This is a genomic window from Pseudomonas sp. PWP3-1b2 (genome assembly GCF_049896045.1).
In the GTDB taxonomy this organism is placed as follows: domain Bacteria; phylum Pseudomonadota; class Gammaproteobacteria; order Pseudomonadales; family Pseudomonadaceae; genus Aquipseudomonas; species Aquipseudomonas antarctica_B.
Map to the genome: position 1 here is coordinate 61,448 of NZ_JAFCTN010000004.1, position 20,920 is coordinate 82,367.

General features: G+C 61.5%; 20 protein-coding genes. 8 read left to right on the forward strand and 12 right to left on the reverse strand.

Translation table 11 applies throughout. From position 1 onward, the window contains the following. Window positions 1-26 precede the first annotated feature (26 nt). From ACP7A2_RS03845 to ACP7A2_RS03860, 4 genes are read right to left on the reverse strand one after another with little or no spacing between them, the layout of a single operon-like run. Window positions 27-659, reverse strand: coding sequence for an N-carbamoylsarcosine amidohydrolase (locus ACP7A2_RS03845; protein WP_426133152.1), 633 nt, complete (start codon window positions 657-659; stop codon window positions 27-29). 46 nt (window positions 660-705) lie between these two features. After that, window positions 706-1,458: a maleate cis-trans isomerase family protein gene (locus ACP7A2_RS03850; RefSeq protein ID WP_426133153.1), complete on the reverse strand. Its 753-nt coding sequence runs from the start codon at window positions 1,456-1,458 to the stop codon at window positions 706-708. A gap of 10 nt (window positions 1,459-1,468) precedes the next feature. Next, a complete protein-coding gene (locus tag ACP7A2_RS03855; RefSeq protein WP_426133154.1) occupies window positions 1,469-2,269 on the reverse strand; it encodes an alpha/beta fold hydrolase in 801 nt (266 codons plus the stop codon). Beyond that, window positions 2,266-3,399: an FAD-dependent monooxygenase gene (locus ACP7A2_RS03860; protein WP_426133155.1), complete on the reverse strand. Its 1,134-nt coding sequence runs from the start codon at window positions 3,397-3,399 to the stop codon at window positions 2,266-2,268. The genes ACP7A2_RS03855 and ACP7A2_RS03860 overlap by 4 nt, the downstream gene beginning before the upstream one ends. Before the next feature lie 306 nt (window positions 3,400-3,705). Between ACP7A2_RS03860 and ACP7A2_RS03865 the strand changes: the two genes are divergently transcribed. The 4 genes from ACP7A2_RS03865 to ACP7A2_RS03880 all read left to right on the forward strand — a co-directional run bounded on the left by ACP7A2_RS03865 (window position 3,706) and on the right by ACP7A2_RS03880 (window position 9,538). Beyond that, entirely contained in the window at window positions 3,706-4,758 is a 1,053-nt protein-coding gene (locus ACP7A2_RS03865) for a 2,5-dihydroxypyridine 5,6-dioxygenase (RefSeq protein ID WP_426133156.1), read from the forward strand. Between the two features lie 190 nt (window positions 4,759-4,948). Beyond that, a complete protein-coding gene (locus ACP7A2_RS03870; protein ID WP_426133157.1) occupies window positions 4,949-5,383 on the forward strand; it encodes a MarR family winged helix-turn-helix transcriptional regulator in 435 nt (144 codons plus the stop codon). Window positions 5,384-5,525: 142 nt separating this feature from the next. After that, window positions 5,526-6,017 (forward strand): (2Fe-2S)-binding protein, encoded by a 492-nt coding sequence (locus ACP7A2_RS03875; protein WP_426133158.1) that lies wholly within the window; start codon window positions 5,526-5,528, stop codon window positions 6,015-6,017. Continuing rightward, window positions 6,014-9,538 carry a molybdopterin cofactor-binding domain-containing protein gene (locus ACP7A2_RS03880; protein ID WP_426133159.1) on the forward strand — a complete coding sequence of 1,175 codons (3,525 nt, stop codon included), beginning with the start codon at window positions 6,014-6,016 and terminating at the stop codon, window positions 9,536-9,538. Before ACP7A2_RS03875 ends, ACP7A2_RS03880 begins: the two co-directional genes overlap by 4 nt. A 67-nt stretch (window positions 9,539-9,605) precedes the next feature. On the opposite strand, the gene ACP7A2_RS03885 is transcribed toward ACP7A2_RS03880, so the two are convergent. Beyond that, complete coding sequence (locus ACP7A2_RS03885) at window positions 9,606-10,253, reverse strand: TetR/AcrR family transcriptional regulator (RefSeq protein ID WP_426133160.1); 648 nt, start codon at window positions 10,251-10,253, stop codon at window positions 9,606-9,608. 160 nt (window positions 10,254-10,413) lie between these two features. Here ACP7A2_RS03885 and ggt point away from each other — a divergent pair, with 160 nt between their 5' ends. Continuing rightward, window positions 10,414-12,138 carry a gamma-glutamyltransferase gene (gene ggt, locus ACP7A2_RS03890; protein WP_426133161.1) on the forward strand — a complete coding sequence of 575 codons (1,725 nt, stop codon included), beginning with the start codon at window positions 10,414-10,416 and terminating at the stop codon, window positions 12,136-12,138. 27 nt (window positions 12,139-12,165) lie between these two features. Here ggt and ACP7A2_RS03895 read toward each other — a convergent pair whose 3' ends face one another. The 3 genes from ACP7A2_RS03895 to ampC all read right to left on the reverse strand — a co-directional run bounded on the left by ACP7A2_RS03895 (window position 12,166) and on the right by ampC (window position 14,607). Next, a complete protein-coding gene (locus tag ACP7A2_RS03895; RefSeq protein WP_426133294.1) occupies window positions 12,166-12,690 on the reverse strand; it encodes an AAA family ATPase in 525 nt (174 codons plus the stop codon). Continuing rightward, window positions 12,687-13,250 carry a nicotinamide riboside transporter PnuC gene (pnuC, locus tag ACP7A2_RS03900; protein ID WP_426133162.1) on the reverse strand — a complete coding sequence of 188 codons (564 nt, stop codon included), beginning with the start codon at window positions 13,248-13,250 and terminating at the stop codon, window positions 12,687-12,689. The genes ACP7A2_RS03895 and pnuC overlap by 4 nt, the downstream gene beginning before the upstream one ends. A gap of 214 nt (window positions 13,251-13,464) precedes the next feature. Further along, the gene (ampC, locus tag ACP7A2_RS03905) at window positions 13,465-14,607 is read right to left on the reverse strand and encodes a class C beta-lactamase (RefSeq protein WP_426133163.1); all 1,143 of its coding nucleotides are present in this window, start codon (window positions 14,605-14,607) and stop codon (window positions 13,465-13,467) included. A 132-nt stretch (window positions 14,608-14,739) separates the two neighbouring features. Between ampC and ACP7A2_RS03910 the strand changes: the two genes are divergently transcribed. Then, the gene (locus ACP7A2_RS03910; RefSeq protein WP_348057649.1) at window positions 14,740-15,618 is read left to right on the forward strand and encodes a LysR family transcriptional regulator; all 879 of its coding nucleotides are present in this window, start codon (window positions 14,740-14,742) and stop codon (window positions 15,616-15,618) included. 9 nt (window positions 15,619-15,627) lie between these two features. Here ACP7A2_RS03910 and ACP7A2_RS03915 read toward each other — a convergent pair whose 3' ends face one another. Beyond that, window positions 15,628-16,203 (reverse strand): DUF1349 domain-containing protein, encoded by a 576-nt coding sequence (locus ACP7A2_RS03915; protein WP_426133164.1) that lies wholly within the window; start codon window positions 16,201-16,203, stop codon window positions 15,628-15,630. Between the two features lie 109 nt (window positions 16,204-16,312). On the opposite strand from ACP7A2_RS03915, the gene ACP7A2_RS03920 reads away from it, so the two are divergent. Beyond that, a complete protein-coding gene (locus ACP7A2_RS03920) occupies window positions 16,313-17,497 on the forward strand; it encodes a DUF2252 domain-containing protein (protein WP_426133165.1) in 1,185 nt (394 codons plus the stop codon). Window positions 17,498-17,873: 376 nt separating this feature from the next. Here ACP7A2_RS03920 and yghX read toward each other — a convergent pair whose 3' ends face one another. Beyond that, complete coding sequence (yghX, locus tag ACP7A2_RS03925; protein ID WP_426133166.1) at window positions 17,874-18,761, reverse strand: YghX family hydrolase; 888 nt, start codon at window positions 18,759-18,761, stop codon at window positions 17,874-17,876. A gap of 44 nt (window positions 18,762-18,805) precedes the next feature. Continuing rightward, window positions 18,806-19,300 (reverse strand): PaaI family thioesterase, encoded by a 495-nt coding sequence (locus ACP7A2_RS03930; RefSeq protein WP_426133167.1) that lies wholly within the window; start codon window positions 19,298-19,300, stop codon window positions 18,806-18,808. 121 nt (window positions 19,301-19,421) lie between these two features. Between ACP7A2_RS03930 and ACP7A2_RS03935 the strand changes: the two genes are divergently transcribed. After that, entirely contained in the window at window positions 19,422-19,976 is a 555-nt protein-coding gene (locus ACP7A2_RS03935; RefSeq protein ID WP_426133168.1) for a YceI family protein, read from the forward strand. Here the strand turns inward: ACP7A2_RS03935 and ACP7A2_RS03940 are convergent. Beyond that, window positions 19,973-20,863: a DMT family transporter gene (locus ACP7A2_RS03940; protein WP_426133169.1), complete on the reverse strand. Its 891-nt coding sequence runs from the start codon at window positions 20,861-20,863 to the stop codon at window positions 19,973-19,975. The two genes, ACP7A2_RS03935 and ACP7A2_RS03940, sit on opposite strands and share 4 nt — an antisense overlap. Window positions 20,864-20,920 lie beyond the last annotated feature (57 nt).

A 20,920-nucleotide genomic window follows, 5' to 3' on the forward strand; every position in this document is an offset into this window, starting at 1 on the left:
TCTACGGCGCAGTTCTTCGTAAATCCTTATTGCTCCCTGAACGTGCTCATCGCCTCCTGCTTGCTCACCACGTCGCCGTACTTGCTGTCGATATCGAACAAGTTGGCTTCGTGGGGCGCCGAGTGTCGGTCGCCGACGCATTCGCGCACGACGATGGTGCGAAACCCGTGCTGTACGGCATCCACAGCGCTGGCGCGGATGCAGCCGCTGGTGGAGCAACCGGCCAAAACCACCGTATCGATGCCTTGAGCGTGCAGCATCGGGGCCAGGCTGCTGCCGAAAAACGCACTGGCGTATTGCTTGGTGATCACCACTTCATCGTCCTGGGGCAGCACCTCGGGACAGAACGCCGCGAGCGGGTTGCCTTCGACCATGTCCTTCATCACCGGGGCCTTTTTGACCCAGATACCGCCGTCCGCAAAATGGCCGGGATGGTAGCGGATATTGGTGTGCACCACCGCAATACCGTGCTGACGTGCACAGGCCAGCAGCTCTACACTTTCGGCCACGGCGCTCACCACACCCGGCGCAAACAGCGGCGCGCCTTCGGTGGTGTAGCCCTGCATGAAGTCAATCATCAGCAGCGCAGCTTTTTTGCCGAAGCCGATACGGTTGCCCCAGACGCCCTGGTAGTTGGCGTCGGCAGATTGTTCGCTCATGTTTTCAACCCCCCCAATTTTTGAACAGTGCACTTACCTTGTGGCGTCAGTAGGCGCCGGACAGCAGGGCGCCGGCGCCGGGCACGATGGGCTCCAGGTCCAGGGCCTTGAGCATGGCGTAGGTGGTGGCGATGGCCGCAGTGAGCACTGGTTTGCCGGTTTGCGCTTCCACTTTGGCCACCACCGGCAACGACTGCATCTGCACGCAGGCCGACAGCACGATCACGTCGACGCCTTCCAGGTTCATTCCGGCAACAATGGCCGGCAGGTTCGCCGGGTCGTGGCGGGCCACTTCAAGGTTGTCGGGGATCTCCAGCGCGCGCCAATCCACCACGTCAAAGCCTTCTTCGCGGATGTAGTTCACCACCAGTTCGGTCAAAGGTTTCATGTACGGCGCGACGATGGCGATGCGTTTGGCGCCCATGACTTTCAGGCCTTCGATCAACGCACCGGCACTGGTGATCACCGGCGCATTCGCGTCGTTGTCGGCGGTGGCCTTGCGCAGACGCTGCTCGGAGTGGCGGTGGTAGCCCAACCCCATGGCCATGATCGCCACCAGGCACGCGTAACCCAGCACATCCACCTTGGCGTCGGACAGCTCGATGGCGCAGCGGTCGGACTCGCCGTCCATCGCCGCCAATTCTTCCTTGCGCACTTGCTTCATGCGCATGCGGCTGGAGTGAAAGGTAAAGCGCTCGGGGCGGATCGCCTGGCGCGCGTTGAGCATCGCCGGGATCTCGGTTTCCATGGTGGTGTTGGAACTCGGCACGATCTGGCCGATGCGGTAGAGCTTCTGCATGGTGGTGTCCTTATTCTTGTGTGAGGAAGTCGCCCAGGGCTTTGAAGAACCCGTCGAGGTCATCCCACGGGATCATGTGCCCGGCATTCGGCACGCGGGCGACCTGGATCGCCGGTTGCAGGTCCTGGATTTCGGCCACGTCTTCATCGAGGATCACGCCGCCACGCCCGGCCACCAGCAACAGGGCAGGGGCCTTGAGCCTGGGCAGGTCTGTGTGGAAGTCGACTGTGTGGAAATCGTTAAAGGCACGCACGATGGCGGGTTCAAAGCAGGTGTGCAGCCATTCGGCGCGCAGTTGCAGTTGCTCCTCGGTCCAGGTGGCGCAGAAGGCGCGCATCGCCTCTGCGTCCATGCCGACCAGCGACTGGCGGATCGAATCGACGTACCACGGCAATTTGCTCGGGTACTCGCGACGGCCCGGCCCGGATACCGGCGGGTCGATCAGCACCACGCGGTTGACACCTTGGGGGTGTTTGACGGCGCTGCGTACGGCAAACCGTGCGCCCATGGAGTGGCCCATCAGGTGGTAGCTGTCGAGGTTGAGTGCGTCGGCAAAGGCGCCAATGTCATCCGCGCAGGTGTCGGCGCTGTAATCCAGCTGCGGCCCGCTGGACGACAGCCCGCGACCGCGCACATCCAGCACGTAAGTGTCGAACTGCGCGCCCAGGCGCTCTGCGACAAACCCCCAAGTGATCGCCGGGCTGGTGATGCCCGGAATCAGGATCAGCGCCGGGCCTTGGCCGCCGTAACGCAGGTAATGCTGGCGAATGCCGTTGGCGTGCACATTGGCGCCGTAGAGAAAGGTGCTCACGCGGCCACCCCCGATTTCAGCTCCTGAGCGTACAGGTCATAACCGTAGACCCACGCCGGGTCTTCCTGGGTGCGCAGCCAGGTGTTGGCGTTGGACACCGCCTGCACGCGGGATGCGCGTTCCTTGCGGTTGGCTTCGTAAAGCTGGAATGCGGTGCGGTAGTCGCTGATGCCGGTTTCCTGCAGGCAGCGGGTCAGCATCGCGGCGTCTTCGATGGCCATGCCCGCGCCCTGGGCCATGTGCGGTTTCATTGGGTGGCAGGCGTCACCGAGCAGCACCAGGCGGCCACGGCTCCACAGCGGCAATGGGTTGCGGTTGCGCAGCGGCCATTTGGTCACGCTTTCGGTGGACTCGATCAGCGCCTGCACGGTGGGATGGTAGCCCTTGAAAGCGTCGAGCATCTCTTCCCGACTGCTGTCGACGAAGGCGCCCTGGAAGTCCCATTCGGCGTGGGGCACGCCAGTGACGTAGTAGTACTCGTCGCGTTTGCCGGTGGTGTAATACACCATCATGTGACGGTCTTCGGTCCACCACTTGATGCAGTCTTCGAACTTCAAATCGTACTTGGCCAACTGGTCGCCACGGATCAGCGCCCGGTGCGCCACCCAGCCGCTGTACAGCGGTTTTTCCACGCCCAGCAGTTCTTCACGAATTTTGGAGTTGATGCCGTCGGCGCCGATCACGATGTCGGCATAGGTCACTTCGCCGTCGGCAAAGGTCAGGCGCACCTGGGTGTCGGTTTCTTCGAGGGTTTCCAGGCGCTTGTTGAAATGCAGGGTGCCAGGTTTGAGTGTCGACATCTGCAGGGCATGCAGGTCGCCACGGTGCACGGTCACGTACGACGCGCCATAGCCGGTGAGGGGGATGCGCGAGAGGTAATCGCCAGTTTCGCCGCAGCGGCTGAACCAGTGCTCGGGGTGCGAGCCCATCAGGTCGAGCTGCTTTTCGATGCCCATGCGACGGAAGATTTTCATGATGTTGGGGCCCATGTGGATCCCCGCACCCAGCCGCGAGAACTCCGGGGCCTGCTCGTAGATGTCGACGTCGAAGCCGGCTTGCTGCAGCAAGGTGGCGGCGGCGGCACCGCCAAGGCCGGCGCCGACGATGGCGATTTTTTGAGTGCTTCCCATGGGGCGTAATCCTCTGTCTTGTCGATTTCCGGCGGCGTCTGTCCGCAAGGTTTTTAAAGTGTATACGCTCATTTTTTGAAATGAAAAGCCCATGCCAGCAAATTTATTTTTTGGCCGTATTTATCCTGTGTAACCGCTTATAGCCTTTAAAAGCTGGGTTTGTGTGAATTGGTAACGCTTTGGCTCAAGGCTTGCAGTCCGTCTTCGATTAAGGTCTTATCGTAAGTAATTGGCGTATACGCTATAAAAATGCACTAGAGTGAAGCGCAGTGCCTGAACTTGGTGCAGCCCACAGGAGACAGGAAAATGCCGGTAAGTGATTGCGAACTGACCCAGATGTTTGAGCACGTGCTGAAGCTGTCGAAGGTCGACCCGACCCAGAGCGTCGCCGTGCTCAAGAGCCATTATTCGGACCCGCGTACCGTGCGAGCCGCGATGGATGCGGCGCAGCGCCTGGGCGCCAAGGTGTATGCGGTGGAGCTGCCGTCGTTCAACCATCCCAAGGCGATGGGCAATGACATGACCGCTTACTGCGGTGACACCGCACTTACCGGCAATATCGCGGCCCAGCGTGCACTGGAAGCGGCCGACTTGATCGTCGATACGATGATGCTGCTGCATTCGCCGGAGCAGGAGCAGATCCTCAAGACCGGCACGCGGATTCTATTGGCCGTAGAACCGCCGGAAGTGCTGGCGCGCATGCTGCCGACCGAGGAGGACAAGGTGCGGGTGCTGGCTGCCGAGCAGCTGTTGAAGAAGGCCCGTTCGATTCATGTGAAGTCCCGCGCGGGCAGTGATTTTCGCGCGGCGTTGGGGCAGTACCCGTCGGTGACCGAGTATGGTTTTGCCGATGAACCGGGGCGTTGGGACCATTGGCCCAGTGGGTTTTTGTTTTCCTGGCCGAATGAAGAAACGGCCGAGGGGGTGCTGGTGCTGGATGTGGGCGACATCCTGCTGCCGTTCAAGACCTATGCGCGGGAGAAGATTACGCTGGAGATCGAGAAGGGCTTTATTACCGGGATTCATGGAGGTTTTGAGGCTGAGTACTTGCGTGATTACATGAAGTATTTCAATGACCCTGAGGTGTATGGCATCTCGCATATCGGCTGGGGGTTGCAGCCGCGGGCGCAGTGGACGGCCATGGGGCTGCATGACAAGAACGACGGCATGTGCATGGATGCGCGGGCGTTTTATGGGAATTTCCTGTTTTCTACCGGGCCGAATACCGAGGTGGGCGGCACGCGCAAGACGCCGTGTCATATGGACATTCCGCTGCGCAATTGTGATGTGTATCTGGATGATGAGGCAGTCGTTATTGGCGGTGATGTAGTGGCGCCCCCAGCCTCTCTGGCACGCTGATTTTTCAAATGTGGGAGCTGGCTTGCCTGCGATGAGGGCCTGTCAGTTGATACAAGGTTGGCTGACACGCCGCTATCGCAGGCAAGCCAGTTCCCACATTTTTAACCGTGCTCCGGCAATGAGCACCTTGAGTCCTTTCAGTATCCCCGCCATCATGCCTCCCCATCGTTCATCACCCGCCGAGCCCGCCGTGCCTGATTCTTACGTTTTCTCTGAACAAGTTGGCCACCTGTTGCGCAAGGCCTACCAGCGCCATCTGGCGATCTTTCAGCAGAATGTCGGCGACTCCCAGCTCACCGCCGTACAGTTCGTCACGCTGTGCGCACTGCGCGATCACGGTGCAAGCTCTCTGACGGAACTGGTCAAGGCCACCGCCGTCGACCAGGCGACCATTCGCGGGATCGTCGAGCGCCTCAAGGCCAAGGAACTGATCACCCTGGAGCCCGACCCCCAAGACAAGCGCAAAGTGGTGGTGGACCTGTCTGCGTCAGGCGCCGAACTGGTCGCCCAAACCGCGCCGCGCGCCGCACAGATCAGCGAGCTGACCATGAGCAATCTCAACCCGGCCGAACGTGTGGCGGTGCTGTTTCTGCTGCGCAAGATGATCGACGACCCCCAGGAATAATCACGGCTGGCATCGTTTTTGCTCTGACTTGATGTAGTAAGCACTTCACGTGTCGAGTGTGTCGCGAGGCCCCAGGTCCGCGACGCTTTTTTTTGACTGTTTCGTGTAGTGACTACTTCACCAATTGGCACAGGCGAAGCGAATGATCAGCCCACACATCACGGTTACCCTCGAGGTCAACGGCCACGCGCGGGAGGTCAGCGCCATGGCGGACACTCCGCTGTTGCTGGTGTTGCGCAATGACCTTGAACTCAACGGCCCCAAGTACGGCTGCGGCCTGGGGGAGTGTGGCGCCTGCACCGTGATCATCGATGGCGTGGCGGCGCGGTCCTGTGTGTTCCCGCTGTCGGGTGCGGCGGGGCGTGAGATCGTCACCCTCGAAGGCCTCGGCACACGCCAGGCGCCGCATCCGGTGCAGCAAGCCTTTATTGATGAGCAGGCCGCGCAATGTGGCTACTGCATGAACGGCATGATCATGACGACCAAGGCCTTGCTCGACCGCAACCCCAACCCCAGCGAAACCGAGATCCGTAATGAGCTGTCGGGCAACCTCTGTCGCTGCGGCACCCATATCGAAATCCTGCGCGCTGTGCTGCGTGCCGCCCGCCTGATGACTGTGGACAGACGACCATGACCGATACGACGCTTTCCCGTGACCAATGGCTGGCCAAGGCCGGCGTGTTGTTGATCGTCGACGACGTGCTGCCGCCTTCCGGCCCGGTGGCCAAGGGCGGCACGCCGACCGTGAAGCCCAGGGAACTGGGGCTGTTTATCGCGGTGAATGACGATGGCCGGGTGTATGCGTTCAACGGCCATGTGGACCTGGGCACAGGCATTCGCACGTCGCTGGCGCAGATCGTCGCCGAAGAACTCGACCTGAGCATGGACCAGGTAGAGATGGTGCTCGGCGACACCGAGCGCGCACCCAACCAGGGCGCGACCATTGCCAGTGCGACGTTGCAGATATCCGCGATTCCCCTGCGTAACGCCGCCGCCGAAGCACGGCGCTTCCTGCTAGCGCGGGCGGCGGGGCGCTGGGGCGTGAGCGTAACGAGTCTGAGCGTCGAGGCCGGTGTGATTCGCGCGGCAGATGGGCGCACCACCACCTACGGCGAGCTGGTCAGCGGCCAGCATGATCAGCTGCACATCAGCGGTGATGCGCCGTTAAAGGCGATCGAGGATTACCGGCTGGTGGGCAAGGGCGCCGCACGCGTGGACATCCCCGGCAAGGCCACCGGTGAGCTGACGTATATCCACGATATGCGCGTGCCGAACATGCTCCACGGCCGTGTGGTGCGCCCGCCCTACGCGGGGCTCGATTGCGGGGATTTTGTGGGCAATAGCCTGCTGCGGGTGGACGAGTCTTCCATCGCGCACATCCCCGGTATCGTCGCGGTGGTGGTTATCCGCGATTTTGTCGGCGTGGTCGCGTTGCGCGAAGAGCAGGCGATCAAGGCTGCCCAGGCATTGCAGGTGCACTGGAAAGCCTGGAACAACGCGTTGCCGGACATGAGCGATGTCGAGCAGGCCATCCGCGATAACCCTCGGGTGCGGCGCACGGTGCTGGACCAAGGCAATGTCGATGAGGCCCTGGCGGCTGCCAGCCAGCGTATGCCGCGCACTTATCTGTGGCCGTACCAGATGCACGGTTCGATTGGTCCGTCCTGTGGCGTGGCGGATTACTCCCCGGCGGGCAGCCGGGTGTGGTCCGGCAGCCAGAACCCACACCTGTTGCGTGCTGACCTGGCGTGGTTGCTGGAATGTGATGAAGCGCTGATCGACGTGATCCGCATGGAGGCGGCGGGCTGTTACGGGCGCAATTGCGCCGATGACGTCTGCGCCGATGCCCTGCTGTTATCCCGCGCGGTCGGCAAGCCGGTGCGGGTGCAGTTGACCCGCGAACAGGAACATCTGTGGGAACCCAAAGGCACTGCACAGCTGATGGAGGTGGACGGCGGCTTGAACGCCGACGGCAGCATTGCGGCCTACGACTTTGAAACCAGTTACCCATCCAATGGCGCGCCGACTCTGGCGCTGCTGTTGACCGGCCGCGTGGAACCGGTGGCGGCGATGTTCGAAATGGGCGACCGCACCTCGATCCCGCCCTACGACATCGACAACATGCGCGTGACCATCAACGACATGGCGCCCATCGTGCGCGCTTCGTGGATGCGCGGCGTGTCGGCATTGCCCAACACCTTTGCCCACGAATCCTATATCGACGAACTGGCGTTTGCCGCTGGCGTTGACCCGGTTGAATACCGGCTGCGCTACCTCAAGGACGAGCGCGCCATTGACCTGGTCAAATCCACCGCCGAGCGCGCGAACTGGGCGCCGCGTACCGCGCCGATGCAAACCGCCAATGAAGACCACCTGTTGCGCGGTCGCGGCTTTGCCTACGCGCGCTACATCCACAGCAAGTTCCCCGGCTTCGGCGCCGCGTGGGCTGCCTGGGTGGCAGATGTGGCGATCGACAAGCACACCGGGGACGTGTCGGTGACGCGCGTGGTGATCGGACATGACTCGGGGATGATGATCAACCCGGCGGGCGTACAGCATCAGATTCACGGCAATGTGATCCAGTCCACCAGCCGCGTGCTGAAGGAGCGCGTCACCTTTGAAGAGTCGACGGTGGCGAGCAAGGAGTGGGGCGGTTATCCCATATTGACCTTCCCCGAAGTGCCGCAGATTGATGTGCTGATGATGCCGCGCCAGGACCAGCCGCCGATGGGCGCGGGTGAGTCGGCTTCGGTGCCGAGTGCGGCGGCGATTGCCAATGCGATTTACGACGCGACCGGCATTAGATTTCGCGAGTTGCCGATCACGCCTGAGCGGGTGTTGGCGGCATTGAATGCGGGCACGTTGGGCGAGCCTGCCAAGTCGCCGCAGAAGCGCAAAAAGTGGTGGTTCGGTGCCTTGTTCGCAACCTTGGGCGCGCTGATGGCCACCGCCTGGCCATTTCACAGTGAAATCGCGCCGATTGCACCGCCGGGCGCCGGCACCTGGTCCAAAGCCACCCTGGAACGCGGGCGTTTGCTCGCAGCCGTCGGTGATTGCGCGGTGTGCCACACGGCGCCGGGCGGCGCGACCAACGCGGGCGGGCTGGCGATGCACACGCCGTTCGGCACGCTGTACAGCAGCAACATCACCCCGGATGAGAAGACCGGTATCGGCGCCTGGTCATACCCGGCGTTCGAACGGGCGATGCGCGACGGCATTGGCCGCGACGGGCGCCATTTGTACCCGGCGTTTCCCTACACGGCGTTTCGCAATATCAACGATGCCGACATGCAAGCGCTGTATGCGTATTTGATGGCCCAGGCGCCGGTGAGCCAGGCGCCGACGCCGAATGCCATGGGGTTTCCGTTCAATATCCGGCCATTGATGGCGGGGTGGAACGCGCTGAATCTACGGCGCGGTGAGATCACGCCGCAGCCTGAACGCGGTGAGCAATGGAATCGTGGCAATTATCTGGTCAACGGCCTCGGGCACTGCGCCGCCTGCCATTCGCCGCGCGACCTGATGGGCGCGCAGAAAGGTGGCAAGGCATTCCTCGCCGGTGGCACGGTGGACGGTTGGGAGGCGCCCGCCTTGAATGGTTTGTCCAGGTCACCGACGCCGTGGACCGAAGACCAGCTGTTCACTTACCTCAGCACCGGCTATTCGGATGCCCACGGCGTGGCGGCAGGCCCGATGGGGCCGGTGGTGAGTGAATTGTCGAAGTTGCCCAAAACGGACATTCGCGCGATGGCGGTGTATTTGGCTTCGCTGAACGGGCAGGCATCCGCCGAAGCGCAGGTAGTCGCCGCCAGCGTGCCGAATCCGAACGGGCGACGCATTTTTGAAGGCTCGTGCAAGGCCTGTCATGCCGATGGCCTGGGGCCAAAACTGTTTGGGGTCAGCCCGTCACTGGCGACCAATACCAATGTTCACAGCGATCAGCCGGATAATTTGATCAAGGTGATTCTGCAAGGGATCAGCACGCCGGCGACCAGGGATTTGGGGTATATGCCGGGGTTCAAGGACAGCCTGTCGAACAGCCAGGTGGCGGACCTGGCGGCGTACCTGCGCGGGCAATTTGCGCCGAATGCGCCGCAGTGGAAGGGGTTGGAACAGACGGTGGCGCACTTGCGGGCCAACCCTGGCACTCATTGATATTTCAAGCCATATGAAAATCAAGGGTGGGAGCTGGCAAGCCAGCTCCCACAGGTTGATTTGGTTTCTACAGAGAGGTCGGTGATACGCCGCGCAGCACAAGGTCACTGATAAACCCCAGCCAATCCTGCTGCTGCCCTTTGTTCGACAGGTCTTCACCCAAAAACGAGCTGAGGGTATGGCGGTTGGAGTTATAGAAGTAGCACAGCGAAGCAATCATCAAGTACACGTGCTTGAGATCCACATCCTGGCGGAACACGCCTTGGGCCTGGCCGGCCTCAATGATCGGCCGCAGCACGCCCACCGCTTCCCCCGACAACCGCCGCATTTCACCCGACTGTTGCGCGTGCTTGCCCTGGTGCAGGTTTTCGATGCTCAGGATCGCCACAAACTCCGGATGCTTGACGTAGTAATTCCAGATAAACGCCACCAGGTCGCGCAAGGCCTGCACTGGCGTCGTCAAATCAAGCTTGAGCGTGCTTTCGGCTTTGTTGAACTGCTCGTAGATGTGTTCCAGCACGCAGACGAACAGGTGTTCCTTGCTGCCGAAATAGTAATAAAGCATGCGGTCGTTGGAGTCGGCTTCTTTGGAAATGGTGTCGACACGCCCGCCGGAATAGCCGTCGCGGGTGAACACCTTGACCGCCGCCTGGAGGATGCGCGCACGCGTCTGGTCCGCCTGTTGGGCACGAATACCGGTCTTCTTGATCACCATGTGAAAGCGCCTTGCACGACAGTCAGGGCGCGAAATATAGCATGGGGTTTTTCGCGTCCGTTCTGTGACCGACAAGTTCTGTAATAAAAACGCCATTGCGCTGGGGATTGGATCCGGGAAGGGCTATTTTGGTGCGTCCCAATAACTAGAGTAGCCATGGATGAAATACCAAACCTTCAGCCTTACCCTGATTGCCACTGCGCTGGTGTTGACGGTCAGTGGCGTGCAAGCCGCGTCACAGGCCCCGGTGGGCGGCGAAAATGGCATGGTGGTGACCGCCCAGCATTTGGCAACTCATGTGGGTGTGGACGTACTCAAGGCCGGCGGCAACGCGGTCGATGCAGCCGTGGCCGTGGGCTATGCGCTGGCGGTGGTGTACCCGGCGGCGGGTAACCTGGGCGGCGGCGGTTTCATGACCGTGCAACTGGCGGACGGGCGCAAGACTTTCCTCGACTTCCGCGAAAAAGCCCCGCTGGCGGCCACCGCCAACATGTACCTCGACAAAGACGGCAATGTGGTCGAAGGTCTCAGCGCCAAAGGTCACCTGGCGGTCGGCGTGCCCGGCACCGTCTCCGGCATGGAAACCGCCCTGAGCAAATACGGCACCCTCAAACGCGCCCAAGTGATTGCCCCGGCGATCAAGCTGGCGGAAAACGGCTTTGAGCTGGAGCAGGGTGATATCGACCTGCTGCACACCGCCACCGGCGAGTTTGAAAAAGACAAGGACCTGCGCGGGATCTTCCTGCACAACGGCCATCCGATGCAGGTTGGTCAGAAACTGGTGCAGAAAGACCTGGCCAAGACCCTCAAGGAAATCTCCGCCAAGGGCACCGACGGCTTCTATAAAGGCTGGGTGGCCAAGGCGCTGGTGGATTCCAGCCAGGCCGGTAAAGGCATCATTACCCAGGCGGATCTGGACAAGTACAAGACCCGCGAACTGGCGCCGATCGAGTGCGACTACCGTGGCTACCACGTGGTCTCGGCACCGCCGCCGAGCTCGGGTGGCGTAGTGATTTGCCAGATCATGAACATCCTTGAAGGCTACCCGATGGCCGACCTCGGTTATCACTCGGCCCAAGGCCTGCACTACCAGATCGAAGCGATGCGCCACGCCTATGTGGACCGTAACAGCTACCTGGGCGACCCGGATTTTGTGCAGAACCCGATCGCGCACCTGCTGGACAAGGACTACGCGGCCAAGCTGCGGGCGGCCATCGAACCGCAGAAAGCCGGTGATTCCCAGGCGATCAAGCCGGGTGTGTCGCCCCACGAAGGCAACAACACCACGCACTATTCCATCGTCGACAAATGGGGCAACGCGGTCTCGGTTACCTACACCCTCAACGACTGGTTCGGCGCGGGCGTGATGGCGAGCAAGACCGGGGTGATCCTCAACGATGAAATGGACGACTTCACGGTCAAGGTCGGCGTGCCGAACATGTACGGGCTGGTCCAGGGTGAAGCCAACGCCATCGCGCCGGGCAAGGCGCCGCTGTCGTCGATGAGCCCGACCATCGTGACCAAGGATGGCAAGGCCGTGATGGTCGTCGGTACACCCGGCGGCAGTCGCATCATCACCGCCACCTTGCTGACCATCCTGAATGTCATCGACTACAAGATGAACATCCAGGAAGCCGTGGACGCGCCGCGTTTCCACCAGCAGTGGATGCCTGAGACCACCAACCTTGAGACCTTCGCGGTCAGCCCCGACACCCAGAAAATCCTGGAGAGCTGGGGCCACAAGTTTGCAGGCCCTCAGGATGCCAACCACTTGGCGGCGATTCTGGTGGGCGCACCGTCCCTGGGTGGCAAGCCGGTGGGCAACAACCGTTTCTATGGGGCGAACGACCCGCGTCGTAATACAGGGTTGTCGCTGGGCTACTAAGGCAAAACGGACAGTTGCTCACCCCATTCAGGGGCTGAGCAACTGCTCTACCGCAGTAAACGCTGCTGTGCGGCGCTCCTCCCAATTTCCCCGAATCACCCTTACCGACTGCTGATGCTGCTGCATCCACTCCAGGCTGCCCTGAAAAAACGCTCGGCGGTCCGCCAGGTCGGGCTGGCAGCGCTGGCCGTCGGCGGTCCATTCCACGTCTTCGGGAGACAGCAGCAGGTGCAGGTCGTAATGACGTGCGAGCAGTTCGCGGTCGAGCCAGGCCGGGTAGTCGCCGAACAGGGTTTGGCTCCACAGTTTGTTAGTCAGCAGATGCGTGTCGAGGATCAGCAGGTGCGGTTGTTCGGCGCGGGCGGCATCTTCCCAGGCCAATTGACCGTGGGCGATAGCCGGGATATCCGCCAGGGTGGTGTCGCGTTGATGGTGGTCGATGAAATGGCGCACGTATTCGCCGACCATTAGGCCGCCAAAGTGCGCGTGCAATTGCGTCGCCAGCCAGCTTTTGCCGCTGGATTCCGGCCCCGCCAGTACCACGACTTTCATGTGCGCAATGCCGGGTCGGCGTGCCATTCACGCCAGCCTTGCACGGCAATCAGGGTGAACAAGGCGTAGAGCGCGGCGGTGAGGTAGAGGCCTTTGTAGAGGAACAGGCCGACGAAGATGACGTCCACGGCTATCCACAGCGGCCAGCATTGCACGCGCTTTTGCGCCATCCACATTTGCGCGACCAGGCTGAAGCCTGTGAGGGCGGCGTCGAGCCACGGTTGGGCGGCGTCGGTCCAGTGGGCCATGGCGGCGCCCAGCAGCAGGCTGAAAATGGCGCCCACGGTGAGGTGGAGCATGATCGCCGGTACGCCAAGGCTGGTCACTTGGCGGCCTTGTTTGACCTCGCCGGCGCGGGTCCATTGCCACCAGCCGTAGAGTTGCAGGGCGGCGTAGACCACTTGCAGGAGCATGTCGGAGTAGAGTTTTACGTCGAAGAATACCCAGGTGTAGAGCAACACCATGACCAGGCCGATAGGCCAGCACCATGGGTTTTGTTTGACCGTGAGCCAGACAGCAATCACCCCCAGGGCGGCGGCGAACAGTTCAAGCCCGGACATGGTGGTTCCTTGGAGGAGTTGTAGAGGGCGGTGATTGTAACCAGAGGTGGTGGATCTTCACACTGTCGGAGGTGGGCTGGGGATCTAAGCCACGCCGCAAAACAAGGTGGGAGCCGGGCTTGCCCGCGATGGCGGTGTGTCAGTTGCCCGATGTACTGGCTGACACACCCTCATCGCGGGCAAGCCCGCTCCCACAGTTGATGTTTGTTCGGCTTTACTCGTTGAGCGCGCTCAAAATCGCATGAGCCACCTTGACCCGCTCCGCATTCGGGTAGTTTTTGTTCGCCAGGATCACCACGCCAATATCCTTGCTCGGCACGTACGCCACGTAGGCGCCAAACCCGCCGGTAGAGCCGGTTTTGTTAAACAGCACGTCAGCCGTTTGCGCCTTGGCCGGTGTCAGCCAATTGACCGTGTGCGGCTGCATGGCCATTTCGGTCGAATTGCCCTCCAGCAACGCTTGCAGCGTGACCGGATACGGGTAGGACTCCCACGCCAGACCCTGGGTCATGCCATTGACGGTGTAATAACCGGTGTGGGCGGCGGCGATGGCTTGTTGCAGCGGTTTTTCCAGGGTGTCCGGGTGCATGTTCGCGATCACATAGCGGGCCATGTCCTGGGTGCTGGTCTTGATGCCGTAGGCTTCGCTGTCCAGTGCGCCGGGGCTGACGCGCACGGGCTTTTGCGCCTTGTCGTAGCCTTGGGCGTACTGGGCTGATTTGTCGGCAGGCACGCTGACGTAAGTGTTCTTCAGCCCCAGTTTCGGCAACAGGGTCTGCTCCATGGCAACGTTGAACGGCTGGCCCAGGCTGTGTGCGGCCAGGTAGCCGAACAGGCCAATGCTCGGGTTGGAATACAGGCGCTGCGTGCCGGGGGCAAATGTGGGTTTCCACTGCTGGAAGTAACCGAGCATGGACGCGGCGTTGTCGGCGGCATCGGGAAACTGCAAGGGCAGGCCACCGGCGGTATAGGTCGCCAACTGCAACAGGCTGATGTTGCCAAGGGTGCTGCCCTTCAAGCTGGCCAAGTGCTCGACGGCGGTGTCCGACAGCTTGAGTTTCCCGGTGGCCTGGGCATAACCGCCGAGTGTGGCGGTGAAGGTTTTGCTCACCGAGCCGATTTCAAACAAGGTGTCTTCGGTCACCGGCTGCTGGGTGTCGGTGGCGGCGACGCCGTAATTAAAGTATTGCACCTGGCCTTTGTGCACCACGGCAACTGACAGGCCGGGGATGGCTTGCTGCTTCATCAGCGGTTCAATGCGGCCGTCGACCAGCGTGCGCAAGTCAGTGGCTGCCATGCAACTGCCGGACGCAAGCAATAACGCCGACATCAGCATTTTTTGTAGGTTGTGTTTCATGGTGGTTCGCTTCCCTGTAAAGAATGTACTGACGATCAAGGCCTGCGCAGGCGTGGCAAATCTAAGTGGCTTTTGTGCGTGGGGCAAACGATCATATCTCGCACCTGCCATTAGAAAATTTAAGGGCTCAGCATGCTGCGTTCCCATTTGCCCCTCAATGCCTTGCGCGCTTTTGAGGCGTCGGCCCGCCATTTAAGCTTTACGCGGGCGGCTATCGAATTGTGCGTGACCCAGGCGGCGGTCAGCCATCAGGTGAAAAGCCTGGAGGCGCAACTCAATGTCACCCTGTTTAAACGCTTGCCACGCGGCCTGATGCTCACCAGCGAAGGGGAGACGTTGCTGCCGGTGGTGCGTGAGTCGTTTGATCGCATCGCCCAAACCCTCAGCCAGTTCGAGGGCGGGCATTATCGCGAAGTGCTGACGGTGGGCGCGGTAGGCACGTTTGCCGTGGGCTGGTTGCTGCCGCGTTTGCCGGACTTTCAGGCGCGGTATCCGTTTATCGACTTGCGCCTGTCCACCCACAACAACCGGGTAGACGTGGCCGCGGAAGGCCTCGACTACGCGATTCGTTTCGGTGCCGGCGCCTGGCATGGCACCGACGCCTGCGTACTGCTGGAGGCGCCGTTGACGGTACTGTGCGTACCTGCGATTGCCGAACAACTGCACACACCGGCCGACTTGCTGAAACACACGTTGCTGCGCTCCTACCGCGCCGATGAATGGACGCAATGGTTCCAGGCTGCCGGCTTGCCCGCCGACACTCCTGTACCGCGCAGCGTTATGTTCGACTCGTCGCTGGCGATGATGGAAGCCGCACTGCAAGGCATCGGCGTGGCCTTGGCGCCAGCGATGATGTTCTCGCGCCAGCTGGAAAGTGACGGGATTCGCCAGCCGTTCGACGTCGGTATTACCACCGGCAGCTATTGGCTGACACGTTTGCAGTCGCGGGCGGAAACCTCGGCGATGACGGCGTTCAAGGGGTGGTTGCAAGCCGCATCCACGCAACCCTGACGCGCTCGGTCAGGACAGGTCGTGCAGGGCCTTGCCATTGGGCGCACTCACGTGCCATTCGGAAAAGCTCACCTCCAGGCCGCCGCGTTCAGGCGTGCAGCAATAAGGCCCGACCTGATAGGACGCCGCGACCTTGAACGGCGCCAGACGCACCAGCGGCCAGTGCACGCCGTCCACTGAAACCTGCACGCGCAACACGCCTTTAGTCACCGTCGCCCGAATCCAGAACGCCTGCGGGTCGCCGGGGAATGTGCCAGTGGCCCAGTCTGAAACCTCGTCGGTCAGCACGCTGCTCAACAGCGTTGTACCGTCGGACAGTTCCGCGCCGATCTTTACCCAGTGCGCTTCATCCACTCGCACCATCAACCCGGCCTGGTCGTACAAATGCTCGAAGCTGGCCTCGATTTTTAGTTGGGCGGTAAAATCGCCCGCGGTCTGCATACTCAAAAAATGGCCGTTGTCGCGGGTGAAACCGTAGTGGGTTTCGCGCCAGAAGTCGGTGTGGGCGTCGGTGGTGACCGTGAGTCGATCATCACTGCGGGTCCATTGCTGAGGCGGATTAAGCCAGGTGGCCTGTTCAAACATGGGGCAAGCTCCTTGTGATTAAGAGGATTTTTGCTGCTTATTTCTGAAATATAATGAAACATTTGCCTGACGCCAGTGCTCTACCGTTTCTCCAGCACTGAGTTCATCCATGAAGACCCCGCGCCCCGCTGACCGCATTCCCCACCTCACGCAATTGCGAAACCTGAAGATGGCGCGCTCCGCCCACGCCTATGTGCGTGGCAGCACTGTGCAATTCTACGAATGGCTGCACAGCCAGTCCGGCCGGCGTTTACCCCACGGCCCGGCGATCTGGATATGCGGAGATTGCCACGCTGGCAACCTCGGCCCGACGGGTGACACCAAGGGCCGCATCGACATGCATATCCGCGACCTCGATCAAACCGTAATCGGCAACCCGGCCCACGACCTGGTGCGCCTGGCACTGTCCCTGGCCACCGCCGCGCGTGGCTCGGATTTACCCGGCGTGACCACGGCGCGCATGCTCGAAGAAATGATGGTGGGCTACGAACAAGCCTTCAAGGATAAGCCCGACGAAGCGCCGCCGCGCCCGTCCCAGGTCAAGGCCAGCATGCGCAGTGCGGTGGAGCGCACCTGGAAAAGCCTGGCGCAGGAACGTATTGAAAACGTGCGCCCGACGATTCCCCTGGGCAAGCATTTCTGGTCGATGTCCCGCGCCGAAAAGGCCGCGCTCAAAACCCTCTGCGCGTCTGATGAACTCCATCAATTGGTCACCTCACTCAAGGGCCGTCCCAAAGATGCCAGGGTCGAACTGCTCGACTCGGCGTATTGGGTCAAGGGCTGCAGTTCACTTGGCCTGTTGCGCTACGCCGCCTTGCTCGGCGTGGGCGACAAGGACGATCAGGAATACTGCCTGATCGACATCAAGGAAGCCGTCGGCGCCGCCGCACCCCGCACTGCACGGGCAAAGATGCCTCGGGACAACAGCCGTCGGGTAGTGGAGGGCGCACGCCAACTGTCACCGGGCCTGGGCGAGCGCATGCTGGCCACACGGTTTCTGGATCACGGTTTTTTCATTCGCGAATTATTGCCCCAGGACATGAAACTTGAGCTGGATGAGTTGAGCGAAATTGACGCCATGCACGCCGCCGGCTACCTCGCCCGCGTCGTCGGCATCGCCCATGCCCGGCAAATGGACCGCGCGGCCCGCAAAGACTGGATGGCCGTGCTGCAGGAAAACCGCTCCCGTCAACTGGATGCGCCGTCATGGCTATGGACCAGCGTGGTGCAATTGGTGGGCAGCCATGAGCAGGGCTACCTCAACCATTGCCGGCGGTATGCGCTGGAACACTGACCTGCAAGGCACTGAAGATTAATGTGGGAGCTGGCTTGCCTGCGATGGCCATAGGTATCTACACAACTTTTAGAGGCTGGCGAATCTCTCTGTGGCGAGCGGGCTTGTCGAATCGTCGCACCGCCCGCGTTGGGTTGCGTAGCAGCCCCAGAACCAGCCACTACGAAGTAGTCTGATACACCGTTCTTCTTTACTGGGGCTGCTTCGCAACCCAACGCGGGGCAAGCCCGCTCGCCACGAGCTCTACCTACTGGTGTTTAAGTGTCTAGCTCGAGTTGTGTAGATACCTATGCCGCGATAGCGGTGGGTCAGTTAGCACATAGTTGACTGATATACCGCTATCGCAGGCAAGCCAGCTCCCACAGTTAGATAACCTTCAGGCCAGGTATTTGCGGAACCAGCCCAGGGTTCGGTCCCAAGCCAGATTGGCTGCCGTTTCGTCATACCGGGGCGTCGAGTCGTTGTGGAAGCCGTGGTTGGCGCCCTTGTAGACATACGCCTCGTACGTTGTACCCGCCGCTTTCAGCGCCTTTTCATAGGGCGGCCAACCTTCGTTGATCCGCGTGTCCAGCTCGCCGTAATGCAGCATGATCGGCGCCTTGATGCGTGGCACGTCCTTGGCGTCCGGTTGCCGCCCATAGAACGACACCGCCGCGCCCAACTCCGGGTACGCCACTGCGGCCGCATTGGTGACGCCGCCGCCGTAGCAGAAGCCGGTGATCCCGACTTTGCCGGTGCTGCTGTCGTGGTGCATCAGCCATTCGATGGCGGCGAAGAAGTCGTTCATGAGTTTTTCAGGATCGACTTTCTGTTGCAGCTCCACGCCTTTCTCATCGTTGCCGGGGTAGCCGCCCACGGAGGTTAAACCGTCGGGCGCCAGGGCGATAAAGCCGGCTTTGGCCAGGCGTCGGGCGACGTCTTCGATGTAGGGGTTCAGGCCACGGTTTTCATGCACCACCACCACGGCGGGTAATTTGCCGGCGGCGTTTGCCGGGCGCACGAGGTAGGCGCGCACGGTGCCGTTGCCTTTGGGCGAGGGGTAGGTGATGTAGTCGGCGACGATGTCCGGGTCGGTGAATTTGACCTGTTCAGCCAGCGCGTAGTTGGGGCTCAGTGAGGCGAGCAGCGCCGAGGCGGTGAGGCCGCCAAAGGTGAACAGCGCGGCGCGGTCGAGGAATTCGCGGCGGTTGATCTTGCCGTGGGCGTAGCCGTCGTAGAGTTCCAGCAGTTCGGGAGCAAAGTCTTTCGCGGTGAGACGAGTCATCGGTGCAATCCTCGATTAGCGTTGGCAATCAATGTAGACCAGGTTCAGCCCTCGCGGCCATGGGCGGCGTCCGACAAGTGCCGGGTGTCGACGCGCACGAACACCGAGTCGCCAATTGCGGTCAGTACATCGCCCGCGTACACCTCACAGACCACGCGGGTTTTGCGCCCTACGTCGCCTTCGACCCGCGCGCGCAAGGTCAGTGGTACACCCATGGGCGTCGGTTTGATGAATTTGATGCCCAGGTTGCCGGTGACGCAGTCGATGCGCGGCAGGCTGCCGGGCTCGCGGTTTTCGGCTTGATAGTGATAGGCCATGGCGGTCCAGTTCGAATGGCAGTCGACCAACATGGCGATCAAGCCGCCGTAAACCAGGTCGGGCCAGCCGCTGTACTGGGGTTGCGGCTGGTGCTCGGCGATCAGGTGAATGCGGTCTTCATCCCAATAGCTCTTGATGTGCAGGCCGTGCGGGTTGCTGCTTCCGCAGCCGTAGCAGACGCCTTGCGGCGCGGCAATGTCCTGTAGCGAAGCGCTGTGCATACACAGTCCTTTTTATTCCGGGGCGACTACTCTGTGTAGCAGGACACGCGCCAAATGTGAATAAACCCCCGGTATGAGGTGTTAGCTCAGTACCTGTGTCCTGCCCGTTATGGAGCGTTGCATGAAGCCTTTCGTTTACCTGGTCATCCTTCTCGGTTTTTGCACCAGCGCCCATGCGGTGGAATACCGCGACGTCAACCGCACCGCCAGCCAGATCAGCTTTACCTACAAGCAATTGGGGCAGCGCGTGTATGGCACGTTCAGCGAGTTCGAAGGCACGTTGACCTTCGACACGCAAAAGCCCGAGGCGGGGCATGCGTTGCTGAAGATCCAGCTGGCGAGTATTGATGCCGGCAGCCCCGACGCGAACGACGAACTGCAGCGCGCCTCCTGGTTTGATACCGCGACTTACCCGGTGGGCGTGTATGAGTCCACGGGCGTCACGGCGCTGGGCGATAACCACTTCAGGATCAGCGGCAATCTGACCATCAAAGGCACCACGCGCCCGGTGGACGTAAACGTGGTGCTCAAGGAGCAAAGCGGCATCGGTGTGTTCGACGGTGAGCTGATCCTCAAGCGCGGCGACTTCAAGATCGGCGAGGGGGAATGGGCTGGTAACAGCGTGGTGTCGAATGACATCAACATCAAATTCAAGATGGTCGCGCCACAACGCTAGCGGGCGAACCGCTTCGCGCCGGCCACGCAGCCGATCACCGCGACGGTCACCAGCAGCATGCCGGGGCTCACCTGTTCGTGCAGCAGGCCCGCCGCCAGCGCCAGGCCGAAGAACGGTTGCAGCAACTGCAGTTGGCCAACAGCGGCAATACCGCCCTGAGCCAGGCCGCGGTACCAAAATACAAAGCCGATCAACATGCTGAACAGCGCCACATAACCCAGGCTCAGCCAGGCGGGCAGGCTGATGCCGGTAAAACTCGACGGCGCCAGCAACACGCTAAAAGGCGCCACCACCGGCAACGACACCACCAGCGCCCAGCAAATCACTTGCCAGCCGCCCAGGCTGCGCGACAGCCTGGCACCTTCGGCGTAGCCAAGGCCGCACACCAGTATCGCCAGCAGCATCAGTAAATCCCCGGCGGGCGCGGCACTCAGGCCCTGGGCGAAGGCATATGCCATCACCAGCCCACTGCCCAGCACGGAAAACAGCCAGAACACCGGGCGCGGCCGCTCACCGCCACGCAGCACGCCAAACAGCGCCGTGGCCAGCGGTAGCAGGCCGACAAACACGATGGAATGCGCCGAGGTGACGTATTGCAGCGCGAGGGCGGTGAGCAGGGGGAAACCAATCACTACGCCAAGCGCGACGATCACCAGCGATGCCCATTGATTACGCGCAGGGCGGTTTTCCTTGAACAGCCCCAGCAGGCACAGCCCCAACACCGCCGCGATGGCGGCGCGGATCATGGTGAGAAACACCGGGTCGAACTCCATCACCGCCAGGCGCGTGGCCGGTAATGAGCCGCTGAAAATCACCACGCCGATAAAGCCGTTGATCCAGCCTTGAGCGCTGGCGTCCAGCGTGTTGATCCGTGACGTGCGTTGCATGGGCGGCGGCCTGAAAAAGAGGAGTTGCGTGCCCGGCATCCTAAGGTTGAAGATTAA